Here is a 13,943-nt window from a genome sequence, read left to right as displayed (position 1 = left end):
GCGGTACTTTTCGGCGATGCCTTGATGTCGATCCGTCCGCCGCAATTCATCCGCGGATGCCTTGGGGGCGTGCGCCTTCCGGAGGATTGGTGGTGGGTGCTGATCGTCGTCAAACTGCTGGCTGTGGCGGGCCTGCTGGCCGGGCTGAAGTATCCCGGCATCGGGGTGGCGGCCAATGTCGGGGTGATCGTCTACTTCCTGTGCGCGGCCTACGCGCATTACCGTGCGAACTTTCTCAAGCAGGAATTCTGGCTCAATTGCCTTGGTATGCTGGGTCTCTCGGTTGGCGTCTTCGTGCTGTCCTACGTGGTGTGACGGCTACCGGAGCATCATGACGGTGAACGCGACGACGCTGACCACGACGATGCAGGCACGTAAGGCGTTGGGTGGCAGGCGACGTCCGATCTTCGCCCCGATGTAGCCGCCGATCGTCGAGCCGACGGCCAGTAGCAGCGCCGGTAACCACGCCACCTGGCCGACAACGATGAAGATGATGGCCGCAACCGAATTGACCAGTCCCACAGAGATGTTCTTGACGCCGTTGAGGCGTTGCAGATCTTCGGACACGAACAACCCGAACAGGGCCATCATGATGATGCCTTGGGCCGCACCGAAATAGCCGCCGTACACCGCGCATCCGAACACTCCCGCGTACAGCGGCGCGGCGTGGTCGGTGGACCGCGGCGCGCCGCGCCGCGCATCCAGTGCGCGGCGCAACAACGGCTGTACCAACACCAGCACGCCGGCGAGCAGGATCAGCCAGGGCACCACCGCGGTGAATGCGCCGGGCGGAAGTTTGAGCAGCAGCACCGCACCGACTATCGCTCCGGCCAGCGAGACCACGCCGAGGCGGAGGATGCGGGGACCCTGGCCGCCGAGCTCGTGCCGGTAGCCGTAGGCGCCGGTGAAGTTGCCCGGGACCAGCCCGACGGAGTTGGACATGTTGGCGACCAGCGGGGGTACCCGACGGCCATCAGGACGGGAAAGGTGATCAGGCTGCCGGAGCCGACCACGGCATTGATCACACCCGCGGCCATGCCGGCCAGCAGCACCGCGGTGATCGCGAGGGCGGTCAGGGGCGCGTCTTACTGTGCGGTCTCACCCCGTGAATTCTTCACTGGGGTTCCTGTGGGCTTGCAGTGGCCTGGAAGAACTGTTCGACCTCGGCTGTCGTCAGTGTCTTGACGCCGATGAGCGCCAGGTCGGCGAGCCGCTCGGGAGTCACCTGGGAGGTGGCGTCGGTGACCAGCGCGGCGCGGTAGTCGCGCTCGGAGGCGTCGAACAGGGTGGCGCGGGGACAGTTCGGCAGATTGCAGCCCGCCACCACGACGGTATTCGCCGCCAGGTCGCGCAGGTGCTCGTCGAGCGAGGTGCGGTAGAACGCCGACCACCGTGGCTTGAACATGACGACCTCGTTGGCCGCGACGTGCTGGACGCCGCCGGCGAGCAGTGAGTCGTAGTCCAGGGGATGTGCCAGCAGCTCGGTGGGCACCGCGGCACCGTCGGTGTGGGGTGCGGCGATCTGCCGGCCGGACTCGATGGCGGCCCGGCGCGGTGGGTCGACGTCGCTGCCGCCGGGGACATACAGCCGCACGATGTGCACGATCGGCCGGTGCGCGGTGCGGAACGCGTCGAGTAATCGCGCCATCGCGGGCAGCCGTTCGGCGGTGCCGTCGACAGTCGACGGGCCCGCGACGAAATCGTTCTGCACGTCGATCAGCACCAGGGCGCTGCGTGCCAGGTCAGGGGAGGTGTAGTCGTGGTAGGCAGACACGATCCCGATCTTTCCAGACAAACCGCCGACGCGAGCGACTCTTGACGACCTGCCAAAAGCAATGCTAAGCAACTGCACAGCATTTGTTGCACGCCCACCCCGGGGCGCGCTGATGAACCTTGAGAGGCACGCGATGACGCTGCAGTCCGTTTTGGAGGACATCCAGAAGCGCCCCGGCACGGGTGAGCTCATCCCGATCATCGATCCGGTCAGTGAGGAGCAGATCGGCGAGTTCACCGATTGCGGCCCTGAGTTCGTCGACGAGGCCGTCGCCCGGGCCAAGTCATCCTTCGAGTCCGGCGTCTGGTCCGGCCTGCCGGGGCGCGAGCGTGCCAAGATCCTGTGGCGCATCGCCGACCTCATCGACGAGCATGCGGCTGAGTTCGCGGCGATCGACTCGGCCAACACCGGAATGATGAAGATGCAGTCCGAACTGGTGGTTCCGACCTGTGCCGAGTTCTTCCGCTACTACGCCGGCTGGTGTTCGAAGATCAACGGGACCGCCTATGACATCCGCACCAGCGGCATCGCCTCGGACGCGTATGTCGATCAGCACGGCTACACGCTGCGTGAGCCCGACGGCGTCGTCGGCCTGATCTTCCCGTGGAACGGACCGATCTTCAACGCCTGCGCCAAGATCGCCCCTGCACTGGCCGCGGGTTGCAGCAGCCTGGTGAAACCGGCTGAGGAGACGCCCCTTTCGGCGCTGCTGCTGGACCGGCTGATCCACGAGGCCGGCGTGCCCGAAGGCGTCATCAACCTGATCACCGGGTACGGCCACACGGCGGGCGCCGCCATCAGCGCGCATCCCGACGTCGAGAAGGTCGCCTTCACGGGTTCGACCGAAGTCGGCAAGGAGATCGTCAAAGCCTCGGCGGGCAACCTGAAGAAGGTCATGCTGGAACTCGGCGGCAAGTCGCCGGTGCTGATCTTCGACGACGCCGACCTGGACAAGGCCATCTTCGGTGCGGCGATGGGCATCTTCATCCATTCCGGCCAGGGATGCGTCTGCGGCTCAAGGATTTTCGTGCAGCGCGGCGTCTACGACCAGGTGGTCGAGGGCATCGCGAACGTCGCCAACTTCATGAAGTACGGCGGGCCGGAGGAAGAGGGCGTCATGAGCGGCCCGCTGATCAGTGCCAAACAGCTGAACCGGGTCCTGGGCTTCATCGATGAAGGCAGGAACGACGGCGTCGAGATCGTCGCCGGTGGCTACCGGCTGGATCGCAAGGGCTACTTCGTGCACCCGACCGTGCTGACCAACGTCGACCCCGGCATGCGCCTCTACCAGCAGGAGATCTTCGGGCCGGTGGTGAGCATCCTGCCGTTCGACACCGAGGACGAGGCCGTCGCCATGGCCAACGACACCAGCTACGGTCTGGCCGCCACGGCATGGACCACCAACGTCAGCCGGGCGCACCGCATCGTCAAGCGCCTCCAGGCAGGCAGTGTTCAGGTCAACTGCCAGTTGGTCTTTGACCATGACCTGCCCTTCGGCGGCTACAAGCAGTCCGGCTGGGGTCAGGAATTCGGCCGCGAAGGCCTCGAGGCCTACCTGAAGAACAAGAGCGTCATCGTCCAGCTCTGACCCGCACGCGCGTTGTGATGCAGGTCACGTAATGCCGTGACCTCGGACCCTTCGGCTACGCAACCGTAGGTTGGCAGAACCTACGGTTGCGTACGTTTTCACCGGCGCCAATCCTTTGTGTGTGAGCCACTACATCGCCAACCTGCGCGATATCGAATTCAATCTGTTCGAAGTGCTGCCAGTGGGCGCAGCCCTGGACACGGGGGCTACGGCGACCTCGATAGCGATACGGCGCGTTCGATGCTCGACGAAGTCTCGAAGCTTGCCGAAGGTGTTGTCGCGGAGACGTTTGTCGAAGCCGACCGCAACCCGCCGGTGTTCCTACCCGACGAGCACCGGATCACGGTGTCCGAGGACCTGGCCAAGACCGTGCGGGTGGTCAAGGAAGCCGAGTGGTGGCGTCTGGGCCTGGACGAGCGGGCCGGTGGGACGCCGGCCCCGGCGGCGCTGGTGTGGGCGATCCAGGAGATGCTCATCAGCGCGAACCCGTCGGCGACCTTCCTCTACGGCCTCGGGCCCGCGATGGCGCACACGCTGGCCGAGGTCGGCACCGAGGAGCAGCAGCGCTGGGCGCAGAAGGCGATGGACAAGGGCTGGGCGGGGACCATGGTGCTGACCGAGCCCGACGCCGGCTCCGACGTCGGCGCCGGCCGGGCGAAGGCCATCGCGCAGGAGGACGGCACCTGGCACATCGAGGGCGTGAAGCGCTTCATCTCCGGCGGCGACGTCGGTGACACCGCAGAGAACGTCTTCCACCTGGTGCTGGCTCGGCCTGAAGGGGCGGGTCCGGGCACCAAGGGGCTCAGCCTGTTCTTCGTACCCAACTTCCTGTTCGACCCGGAAACCCTCGAACTGGGTGAGCGCAACGGCGTGTACGTCACCGGCCTGGAACACAAGATGGGCATCAAGTCCTCACCCACCTGTGAGCTGACGTTCGGCGCCCACGGCAAGCCCGCCATCGGTTATCTGGTCGGCGGCGTGCACAACGGCATCGCCCAGATGTTCAAAGTCATCGAGAACGCGCGAATGACGGTCGGTGTCAAGGCTGCCGGAACGTTGTCCACGGGCTACCTCAATGCACTGGCCTACGCCAAGGAACGTATCCAGGGCGCGGATCTGACGCACATGGCGGACAAGACCGCGCCGCGGGTGGCGATCATCGAACACCCCGACGTGCGACGCAGCTTGATGACGCAGAAGGCGTATGCCGAGGGACTGCGATCGGTCTATCTGTACACCGCGGCGTACCAGAATGACGATGTAGCGCAACTGGTTTCGGGTGCCGATGCAGACCTCGCGCATCGGGTCAACGACCTGCTGCTGCCGATCGTCAAGGGCGTTGGCTCCGAGCGCGCCTACGAGATGCTCTCCGAATCGCTGCAGACGCTCGGCGGCTCGGGGTTCCTTCAGGACTACCCGATCGAGCAGTACATCCGCGACGCCCGGATCGACGCGCTCTACGAGGGCACCACTGCCATCCAGTCGTTGGACTTCTTCTTCCGCAAGATCATCCGGGACCAGGGCGCGGCGCTCGCGCACGTGTCGGGCCAGATCACGGCCACCATCGACGCTGCGGGCCCGGACCTCAAGCCCGAAACCGACCGGCTGGCAACAGCTCTGGCGGATGTGCAGGCGATGGCCGCCGCGCTGACCGGTTATCTCATGGCCGCCCAAGGCGACTCCGAGCAGCTGTACAAGGTGGGCCTGGGTTCGGTGCGGTTCCTGCTCGCGGTGGGTGACCTGGTGATCGGTTGGCGATTGATCCTCGGTGCCCAGACCGCGCAGGCGGCGCTCGATGGTGCCACCGAGCGCGATCATGCGTTCTACACCGGCAAGGTCGCGGTCGCGAAGTTCTTCGCCAAGAACATGCTGCCGCTGCTGTCGTCGGTGCGCGAGGTGATCGAGACTCTCGACACCGACGTCATGGAGCTGGAGAACTCCGCCTTCTAGGATTTGTGCACGATTTTCCGCGTCTGCCGCGGTGTCTTGTTTCGGGACATCGCTGACACATGTATGTCTCGGGACATCGCTGACACCTGAGTGAGGTGTGGACCCATCGTGGTTCATGGCCCAGAAGGTGACGGCGATGGATATTCGTGCTGCGACGGCGTTGGCCGGGCAGGTCGAGAATGTGGCGGCGTTCTGCCGGGATCAGCAGATCAGTCGACAGACGTTCTATAAGTGGCGCAAGCGGTTCGGGCAGCTAGGGCTGACCGGACTCGAAGAGCTATCACGACGGCCGGTGTCGTGTCCCGGGCAGACCGCGGCCGCGGTCGAGGAGCTGGTGCTGCGCCGCCGCAAGGAGCTATTGGAAGCCGGCCGCGACCACGGCGCACACTCGATCCACTGGGCGCTACGGCGTGAGGGCCATGTTGGTGTGCCCGCACCGGCCACGATCTGGCGGATCTTGACGCGCCACGGTGCGATCACCCCGCAGCCGCGTAAACGGCCCAAGTCAGCGACCAAACGGTTTGTCTTCGATCGCCCGAACGGTTGCTGGCAATCAGACTGGACCGAATGGGCACTGGCGGACGGCACGGCGGTGGCCATTGCGGGCTGTCTGGATGATCATTCCCGCTACCTGGTCGGGTTGGCCGCCGCAGCCGGGCCGGGCACCGGCGAGTTGGTGTGGTCGGTGATGCTGGCCGGTATCAGCGAGTGCGGGATTCCGTCAATATCGTTGTCGGACAACGGCCTGATGTACACCGGGCGGCGGCTCGGGTTTGAAACGACGTTCGAGGCGAACCTGCGGGCCCTGGGAGTGAAAACGATCAACTCGACCCCCTATCACCCGCAGACGTGCGGCAAGATCGAGCGGTTCTGGCAGACCCTCAAAAAGTGGCTCCACGCGCACCCCACCCCGGACACTGTCGCTGACCTCGACGATCTGCTCGCGGTGTTCCGACACTGCTACAACCACCAACGACCACATCGAGCGCTCGGCGGAGCCACTCCGGCAGAGGTTTTCGCGGCCACCGAACGCGCCCGCCCCGCAGACCGGCCCTTGCCGGCCCCGGTGTTTGTCACCACCGGCACCGTTAACGACACGACCGGTCGGGTGTTCGTGCCGCCCTACGTCATCAACGTCGGCCGGTATTGGGCTGGGCACCAATGCGACTGCATCCGCGACGGCGACCACATCGCCATCTTCAGCGGCACCACCTTGATCCGCGAACTCACCGCCGACCCAACCCGCCGCTATCAGCCCGGCGACAAAACCACGCGAACATACCGCACCCGCGCACCCAAACCCGCACACTGACTGTCAGCGATGTCCCGAGACATAAGTGTCAGCGATGTCCCGAGACACCACACCGCGTCTGCCGCGGAAAATCGTGCACAAATCACCAGTCGTGGAAAATGGTCCCAGACCCCACGACCGATGAGGAGACTGCGACGTGCGACGCGACACCCTGGCGTGGCTCGGTGCCCGCGCGCTGACCCGCCGCCTGGGTCTGCCGCGAGCCAAGAGCTTCCGGGTGGAACGGTCGCTTCCGGTGCCGATGCGCGACGGCGCGGTACTGCTGGCCGATCACTACGCGCCGCGGACCCGCAAGCCGGTCGGCACGTTGTTGATGCGGGGCCCCTACGGCCGCGACGGCCTGCCCAACCGGGTGTTCGCCGGGCTGTATGCGGGGCAGGGCTTCCATGTCGTGCTGCAGAGCACGCGCGGCACCTTCGGGTCTGACGGCGCGTTCGAGCCCGGTCGGCATGAGGTCGACGACGGTGCCGACACCGTCGAATGGCTGCGTGAACAGCCTTGGTATGCAGGGGAATTCGCCACCGTCGGGGCTTCCTACCTCGGCTTCACCCAGCTGGCGCTGCTGGTTGACCAGCCCGCCGATCTGACCACTTCGGTGATCACCATGGCGCCGCACGATTTCGGCCATTCCGTTTGGAGCACAGGATCATTCGCGCTCGGGGACTTCCTCGGCTGGAGCTATCAGGTGGCTTGGCAGCACCGTGGTGGCTGGATCCGTCAGATGCTCCGCGGTATGACGACACCGCGAACCCTGAAGCCGGTGCTCGAGACACTGCCGCTCGACCCGGCGGCAGCCGAACTGCTGGGCGGCCGCACCCCGTGGTTCAACGCGTGGCTCGAACAACCGGACCCGTCGTCGCCGTACTGGGCGGAGAACGGTGTGGCGGCGGCACTGGACAACCTGCGTGGTCCGGTGTTGCTGATCACCGGCTGGCAGGACGTGTTCGTGGACCAGACCCTCGAGCAGTACCGACGGCTGCGGGCCCGCGGCGTCGAGGTGGCTTTGACGGTGGGCCCGTGGACGCACGGGTCCGGCGGCACCGAGGCAATCAAGGAATCCGTGCTGTGGCTGGACGGATCCCGCCGCGCCGCGGCTCCGGTGCGTATCTGCGTCGCCGGCGGTGACTGGCTCGACATGCAGGAGTGGCCGCCACCGACCGCCGGACAGGTGTGGCACCTGCACCCCGGCGCGGCGCTTGCCGAGACCGCGCCGGACAGTGGGGCGCCGTCGACATTCATCTACGACCCGGCGGACCCGACGCCGAGTGTCGGTGGGCGCCTTCTGGTTTCCGGCAAGTCCGGCTACATCGACGACACGGAGCTGGCCGAGCGCTCGGATGTCCTGTCCTTCACCAGCCCCGTGCTGCCCGCTGATCTCGACGTCATCGGAACGCCCTACGTCGAACTGGACCACCGCACCGACAACCCGCACGCCGACCTGTTCGTGCGGATCAGTGACGTTGCGCCCGATGGACATTCGACGAACGTCACCGACGGGTACCTGCGACTCACCGGAGCCGACGCGCCCGAGGCGCACTTGCGTCTGGAACTCGATGCGACCGCATACCGATTCGCGGCCGGCCACCGCATCCGGCTGCTGATCGCCGGTGGCTGTTTTCCGCGGTTCGCGCGCAATCTGGGTACCGGCGATCCGCTGGCGACCGCGACGCGGATGGTGCCGTCGGTGCACACCATCGCGCACGGCGAGGGCGGGCAGTCGCGGCTGGTATTGCCCGTCAGCGCACGCTGACGACGACTTTGCCCTTGGCGGAACGGTTCTCCAACGACGCGATGGCGTCGGCGGCCCGCTCCATCGGATACACCTCGGGCACTGGTGGGATCACCGCGCCGGACGCCAGCAGCGGCTCCAGCTCTTCCCATTGCTCGGCGAGATAGCCGGGGTGGGTCATCGCCCACGCGCCCCAGCCGACGCCCACCGCGTCGACGTTGTTGAGCAGTAGCCGGTTCACCTTGACCGTGGGGATATCGCCGCCGGTGAATCCCACCACCAGGAGCCGGCCGCCGGGTGCCAGCGACCGCAGGGAATCGGTGAATCGGTCGCCGCCCACCGGGTCGAGGATCAGATCGACGCCCCGGCCGCCGGTCAGCTCACGCACCGAATCCTTGAACCCGTCGGCCAGCACGACATCGGAAGCGCCGGCAGCACGGGCGATCTCGGCCTTGTCCTCCGAGCTCACCACCGCGATGGTGCGGGCGGCCCCGAACGCGGTTGCCAGCCGCAGCGTGGAGGTGCCGATGCCGCCGGCAGCGCCGTGCACCAGCACCGTCTCCCCGGGCGTCAGCCGGCCACGGGTACGCAGCGCGCAGTGCACCGTCAAATCGTTGAACAGCAGTCCGGCGCCGGCCTCGAACGACACCGTGTCGGGCAGTTTGAAGACCCTGTCGGCCGGCAGCGCAACGACTTCGGCCATCGCGCCGGACAGCATGGTCAGCGCCGCCACCCGGTCGCCGGCCGCCACGTGCGCGCCCTCGGGTGCACTCCGGACGACACCCGCGAGTTCGGCGCCGGGGACGTACGGCAGCTCGGGCTTGTGCTGATAGAGGCCCCGCGACTGCAGTGCGTCGGGGAACGCGACCCCGGCGGCATGCACCTCGATCACCACGGCACCGGTGCCGTCAGGTTCGGGAATCTCGTTCAGCTCGGCAGCCTCGGGGCCGTCCAACCGGGCGATCTGAATGGCGCGCATGGTGCTCTTCTCCTCTGGGCATGCCGGTGGTCACTGTCACTTTCGCATGTCATCGTCACGGGCCGCCCCGGGCACCGAGTAAAAGGCCGGCCACCACCAATCCGATGCCCACGACCTCGCCGACCGTCGGAACCTGATCCAGCACCGTGAGACCGATGAGGGCGGCGGTAGCCGGTAACAACGCCAACAGGATCGCGAACCTCGCCTGGCCGACCTGGCGGAGGACGATCTGATCCAGGGCGTACGGGATGGCCGTCGACAGCAATCCGACGCCCAGACCGAGCAGCCAGGTGCGGGGGTCGCGGAACACCGCAGCGTTGGTGTGGGCCTGCAGGCCGATGACGACGGGTCCCAAAATGACTGCAGCGGTGGACATTCCGAGGGCGAGGGTGTCCAGGCCGCCGTGGGTGTCAGCCACCCGTTTGCCCACCAGGATGTACCCGGCCCACAGAGCTGCCGCGGCGAGCGCCCACACCACACCGGCGAGCTCAGAGGTGAATTCGATGCCGGCCAGCAGCGCCACCCCGCCCGCGGCGAGAGTCGCCGCGAGGAGGTCGCGTGGCCGGCGTGATCCGAGCGTCGCCACCAGGGTCGGCCCGATGAACTCCACTGCGACTGCGGTGCCCAGCGGTATGCGCGCCAACGCCTCGTAGAACGCGATGTTCATGCCGACGGTGATCAGGCCGAACAAGGTCGCGATCGCGAGCCGACGGCGCGTCAATGGCATCCGCCACGGCCGGCGCCAGGCCGCCAGCACCAGCGCGCCGGCAGCGGCCCGCAGCCACGCCACCGTGGCCGGCTGGGTGGTCGAGAAGAGGAACACACCGATCGCGGCACCGAGGTACTGCGACGCGGCGCCGGTGACAAAGACGAAGGGGACCGACCATCGCGGCAATTGACGGTGCGTCATCCGCGCGACGCCCGACAGTTGTCGACACCGGTCACCCGGCGCAGATTACCGTCGACCTACCATCCGTGGATGATCGACGCACGTGCCGCGGTATTGCTTCGCCCGGGTTCGGCCCCGGAACTGACCGACGTCCAGATCCGCGAGCCGCAGCGCGACGAGGTGCTCGTCGGCGTCAGCGCGGTCGGCATCTGCCACACCGACATCAGCACGGCAGCCCGCTGGCCGGAGAAACGACTGCCCATGGTCTTCGGCCACGAAGGCGCGGGCACCGTCCTGGCTGCCGGTCCAGACGCCCGGATCGACGTCGGCCGGCAGGTAGTTCTGACGTTCGCCAGCTGCGCGCAGTGCGCCGCATGCTCGTCCGACACGCCCGCGTACTGCGACAACGCCACGCGCCTGAACATGGCGGGCGACCGTGGTGACGAGACCAGCGCCCTGCGGCTCGACGGCCGGCCGGTTCGCGGTGGGTTCTTCGGGCAGTCCAGCTTCGCCACCCACGCGCTGGCCAACGCGTCCAATGTCGTGGTCCTGCCCGACGGCATCGACGCCGAGCTGGCGGCGCCACTGGCCTGCAGCGTGCAGACCGGAGTCGGCGCGGTGCTGAACACCTTGACGGCGGGACCCGACGACGCGCTGGTGGTCTGGGGCGCTGGTGCAGTGGGCCTCTCGGCCGTCATGGGTGCGCGCATCGCCGGCTGCCGCGCCATCATCGCCGTCGATCCGATCGCCGAACGACGTGCACTGGCAATCGAATTGGGCGCGACCGGAGCCGTGGACTCGGCATCGGAGACCTTGCCGGCCGAGATCATGGATCTCACCGGAGGTGGTGCGACGCTGGCTGTCGATACCACCGCGCGCGGCGACGTCATCAGCACCGCGCTGAGCCTGCTGCGCAAGTGCGGCACGCTCGCGCTCGTGGGGCTGGGCGCCCTCACCGCGGAGCTGCCCGTCGGACTGATCCTGGCGAACGGGCTGCGGGTACAAGGCGTCATCGAAGGCGACAGTGAGCCGCACACCTTCATCCCGCGGCTGGCCGGACACGTCCTCCGCGGTGAGTTGCCCGTCGACAAACTGGTACGCACGTACCCGTTCGACCGCTTCGCCGAGGCCTGGTCGGACGCCACGGCCGGTTTTGCCGTCAAGCCCGTGCTGGTTATTTAGGTAGGCTCGCTGGTACGGGATGTCCCGCCGGCAACGTCGCCGAACCCGAACGGAGCAGTATGACCGTCTTCAATCAGTCCCAACTGGTCAAACCCGGACGTCCCGCGGCCCTGCCACCAGGTCGTGCCCTGGAGATCTCAGCGGTCGACGGCACCCGACTGCATGCCGAGGTGTTCGGCCCCGAGCACGGACAGCCCATCGTGTTCGCGCACGGCATCACCTGCGCCATCGGGGTATGGGGCAACCAGATCGCCGACCTGGCGACCGACTACCGGGTCATCGCCTACGACCACCGCGGACACGGACAGAGCGCAGCACCCAAAGGCCGCCACAAGTACAACCTGGACTTCCTGGCGGCCGACCTCGACTCGGTGCTGAGCGCGACGCTGAGGCCAGGGGAGCGGGCCCTCATCGCCGGGCACTCGATGGGCGGCATCGCCATCACGTCGTGGGCGCAGCGCTATCCCCAGCGTGTCGCCGAGTGCGCTCACGCCGTCGCCCTCATCAACACCACGACCGGCGACCTGCTGAAGTTGGTCCAGCTGGCGCAGGTCCCGAACTCCTTGGCGAAGTCCCGGGCCTATGCCGCCGGCCGCATCCTGAAGACCTTCGGCGGGGCCCCGCTGGTGCCGGGTTCACGTAAAGCGGCTCGCCAGTTCGTCGCCATGATCGCGGTCGGTCGTGACGCCGACCCCGCCGTCGCCGACTACGTCTACGAGCTGTTCATGGGCACCTCCGCCGCCGGCCGAAGCGGGTGGGTCAATGCCCTGGTGGACAACCTCGATGCTCATCACATCAGCCTCGACAACCTGACGGTGCCGACACTGGTCATCGGCAGCACCAAGGACCGGCTGCTCCCGATCGCGGCGTCCCGTCGGATCGCCAGGAACGTGCCGAATCTGTGGTCGTTCGTCGAATTGGGCGGCGGGCACTGCGCGAACCTGGAGCGTCCCGACCAGGTGAATCAGCATTTGCGGGCGCTGCTCGTCGGGTCGGCCCACAGCTCGACTGGCTAGGATCGTGATGCCCTAAGGTGATACCGGCGGTACCGGATTTGATCAAGGGAGATTCATGACGGGCGACGGCGAGTTCTTCGATGTGCTGATCATCGGTGCCGGCATCTCGGGCATCGGCGCTGCGTACCGGCTGCACCAGCGGAACCCGCAGTTGACGTATCGGGTCCTGGAACGGCGGACGCGCATCGGTGGTACCTGGGATCTGTTCCGCTATCCGGGGATTCGATCGGACAGCGATATCTTCACGCTGAGCTTCCCCTACCAGGCGTGGACGCGGCCGGAGAACATCGCCGACGGCGATCACATCCGTGAGTACCTGACCACGGCTGCGCATACCCACGGCGTCGACCGTCACATCACCTTCAACACCCATGTGCTGTCGGCCGACTGGGATTCGGCGACCGACACCTGGAACGTGCAAACCGTGCAGGACGGTGAAGCCAAGTCCTACCGGGCCCGATTCCTGTTCTGCGGCACCGGCTACTACAACTACGACCAGGGTTACACCCCGGATTTCCCCGGCATCGACACCTTCGCCGGTGACGTCGTCCATCCGCAGTTCTGGCCGGAGTCACTGGATTACGCCGGCAAGAGGGTCGTGGTGATCGGCAGTGGCGCGACGGCCGTCAGCCTGGTGCCCGCCATGGCGAAGACTGCCGCGAAGGTGACGATGCTGCAGCGGTCACCGACCTACCTGATGTCGCAATGGCAGATCGACCCCATGGTCAGCCTGATCCGGAAGTTGTTGCCGCGCAATATCGCTCACCGCATCGTGTGGTTCCGCAATGTGCTCATCAGCGTGCTCAGCTACAACCTGCTCCGCAAGTTCCCCAAGGGTGGCCGTCGGCTCATCCGCAGTCGGGCCGTGGCGGCACTGCCACCCGGCTATCCCGTGGACGTGCACTTCAACCCCAAGTACGACCCGTGGGATCAACGCCTGTGCGCCGTGCTCGACCGGGACATCTTCACCGCGATCGGTGACGGCCGCGCGGAGGTCGTCACCGACCACATCGACCACGTCGATGCGGACGGCATCGTGCTGAAATCCGGTGCCCGCGTTGATGCCGACGTCATCGTGACCGCGACGGGACTGGAGTTGCAGGCCCTCGGCGGCATCTCGTTGTCGGTCGACGGAGAAGCGATCACCCCGTCCGACCGATACGTCTACAAGGAGTTCCTGCTCGAGGACGTACCGAACATGGCGTGGTGCCTGGGCTACACGAACGCATCGTGGACCCTGCGTGCCGACATGACGGCGCGCGCCTTCGCGAAGCTGGTGGAGTACATGGACACTCACGGCTACACCCACGCCTATCCGCACTTGGGTGACGTTCCGATGGACGAGAAGAAGACGTTCGACCTCGACGCCGGCTACATCAATCGCAATCCCCACGCGTTGCCCAAATCCGGTACCCACCGTCCGTGGCACGTGCGGCACAACTACGTGCTCGACGTCATCGATCACCGTTTCGACCGCATCGAAGAGTCCATGGTCTTCGGCCGGGTGCGGCAGCGGGTCTGAGC

11 protein-coding genes and 1 pseudogene are annotated in these 13,943 nt (G+C 66.6%); 8 read left to right on the top strand and 4 right to left on the bottom strand.

Translation table 11 applies throughout. From position 1 onward, the window contains the following. Positions 1-24: 24 nt before the first annotated feature. Positions 25-315 carry a DoxX family protein gene (locus ACWW1C_RS19385; RefSeq protein WP_455984360.1) on the top strand — a complete coding sequence of 97 codons (291 nt, stop codon included), beginning with the start codon at positions 25-27 and terminating at the stop codon, positions 313-315. 3 nt (positions 316-318) lie between these two features. Here ACWW1C_RS19385 and ACWW1C_RS19380 read toward each other — a convergent pair whose 3' ends face one another. Further along, entirely contained in the window at positions 319-942 is a 624-nt protein-coding gene (locus ACWW1C_RS19380) for a sulfite exporter TauE/SafE family protein (RefSeq protein WP_455979899.1), read from the bottom strand. Between the two features lie 172 nt (positions 943-1,114). Beyond that, positions 1,115-1,774, bottom strand: coding sequence for a cysteine hydrolase family protein (locus ACWW1C_RS19375; RefSeq protein ID WP_455979898.1), 660 nt, complete (start codon positions 1,772-1,774; stop codon positions 1,115-1,117). Between the two features lie 133 nt (positions 1,775-1,907). Between ACWW1C_RS19375 and ACWW1C_RS19370 the strand changes: the two genes are divergently transcribed. The 4 genes and pseudogenes from ACWW1C_RS19370 (at position 1,908) to ACWW1C_RS19355 (ending at position 8,374) form a co-directional block, all read left to right on the top strand. Further along, complete coding sequence (locus tag ACWW1C_RS19370) at positions 1,908-3,362, top strand: aldehyde dehydrogenase family protein (protein WP_455979897.1); 1,455 nt, start codon at positions 1,908-1,910, stop codon at positions 3,360-3,362. Between the two features lie 121 nt (positions 3,363-3,483). Next, positions 3,484-5,312, top strand: a pseudogene (locus ACWW1C_RS19365) (acyl-CoA dehydrogenase). A gap of 115 nt (positions 5,313-5,427) precedes the next feature. Then, positions 5,428-6,624 (top strand): integrase core domain-containing protein, encoded by a 1,197-nt coding sequence (locus tag ACWW1C_RS19360; RefSeq protein WP_455984156.1) that lies wholly within the window; start codon positions 5,428-5,430, stop codon positions 6,622-6,624. 136 nt (positions 6,625-6,760) lie between these two features. Then, the gene (locus tag ACWW1C_RS19355) at positions 6,761-8,374 is read left to right on the top strand and encodes a CocE/NonD family hydrolase (RefSeq protein ID WP_455979896.1); all 1,614 of its coding nucleotides are present in this window, start codon (positions 6,761-6,763) and stop codon (positions 8,372-8,374) included. On the opposite strand, the gene ACWW1C_RS19350 is transcribed toward ACWW1C_RS19355, so the two are convergent. Both ACWW1C_RS19350 and ACWW1C_RS19345 read right to left on the bottom strand, forming a co-directional pair. Next, a complete protein-coding gene (locus ACWW1C_RS19350; RefSeq protein WP_455979895.1) occupies positions 8,361-9,332 on the bottom strand; it encodes an NADPH:quinone oxidoreductase family protein in 972 nt (323 codons plus the stop codon). The genes ACWW1C_RS19355 and ACWW1C_RS19350 overlap by 14 nt on opposite strands. A gap of 55 nt (positions 9,333-9,387) precedes the next feature. Beyond that, a complete protein-coding gene (locus ACWW1C_RS19345; RefSeq protein WP_455979894.1) occupies positions 9,388-10,242 on the bottom strand; it encodes an EamA family transporter in 855 nt (284 codons plus the stop codon). A 69-nt stretch (positions 10,243-10,311) separates the two neighbouring features. On the opposite strand from ACWW1C_RS19345, the gene ACWW1C_RS19340 reads away from it, so the two are divergent. From ACWW1C_RS19340 to ACWW1C_RS19330, 3 genes are read left to right on the top strand one after another with little or no spacing between them, the layout of a single operon-like run. Beyond that, entirely contained in the window at positions 10,312-11,403 is a 1,092-nt protein-coding gene (locus ACWW1C_RS19340) for an NAD(P)-dependent alcohol dehydrogenase (protein WP_455979893.1), read from the top strand. Between the two features lie 59 nt (positions 11,404-11,462). Next, entirely contained in the window at positions 11,463-12,419 is a 957-nt protein-coding gene (locus ACWW1C_RS19335) for an alpha/beta fold hydrolase (RefSeq protein WP_455979892.1), read from the top strand. A 55-nt stretch (positions 12,420-12,474) separates the two neighbouring features. After that, complete coding sequence (locus ACWW1C_RS19330) at positions 12,475-13,941, top strand: flavin-containing monooxygenase (RefSeq protein WP_455979891.1); 1,467 nt, start codon at positions 12,475-12,477, stop codon at positions 13,939-13,941. Positions 13,942-13,943: the final 2 nt, after the last annotated feature.

It is taken from the genome of Mycobacterium sp. HM-7 (genome assembly GCF_053852335.1).
The sequence above is the reverse complement of the archived record's forward strand: the minus strand, read 5'-3'. Positions and strand labels throughout refer to the sequence as shown.

Coding starts and splice junctions, on each gene's coding strand:
- ACWW1C_RS19330 (WP_455979891.1), top strand. CDS start 12,475: ATGACGGGCGACGGCGAGTTCTTCGATGTGCTGATCATCGGTGCCGGC.
- ACWW1C_RS19350 (WP_455979895.1), bottom strand. CDS start 9,332: ATGCGCGCCATTCAGATCGCCCGGTTGGACGGCCCCGAGGCTGCCGAG.
- ACWW1C_RS19345 (WP_455979894.1), bottom strand. CDS start 10,242: ATGACGCACCGTCAATTGCCGCGATGGTCGGTCCCCTTCGTCTTTGTC.
- ACWW1C_RS19335 (WP_455979892.1), top strand. CDS start 11,463: ATGACCGTCTTCAATCAGTCCCAACTGGTCAAACCCGGACGTCCCGCG.
- ACWW1C_RS19385 (WP_455984360.1), top strand. CDS start 25: ATGTCGATCCGTCCGCCGCAATTCATCCGCGGATGCCTTGGGGGCGTG.
- ACWW1C_RS19370 (WP_455979897.1), top strand. CDS start 1,908: ATGACGCTGCAGTCCGTTTTGGAGGACATCCAGAAGCGCCCCGGCACG.
- ACWW1C_RS19380 (WP_455979899.1), bottom strand. CDS start 942: ATGTCCAACTCCGTCGGGCTGGTCCCGGGCAACTTCACCGGCGCCTAC.
- ACWW1C_RS19360 (WP_455984156.1), top strand. CDS start 5,428: ATGGCCCAGAAGGTGACGGCGATGGATATTCGTGCTGCGACGGCGTTG.
- ACWW1C_RS19340 (WP_455979893.1), top strand. CDS start 10,312: ATGATCGACGCACGTGCCGCGGTATTGCTTCGCCCGGGTTCGGCCCCG.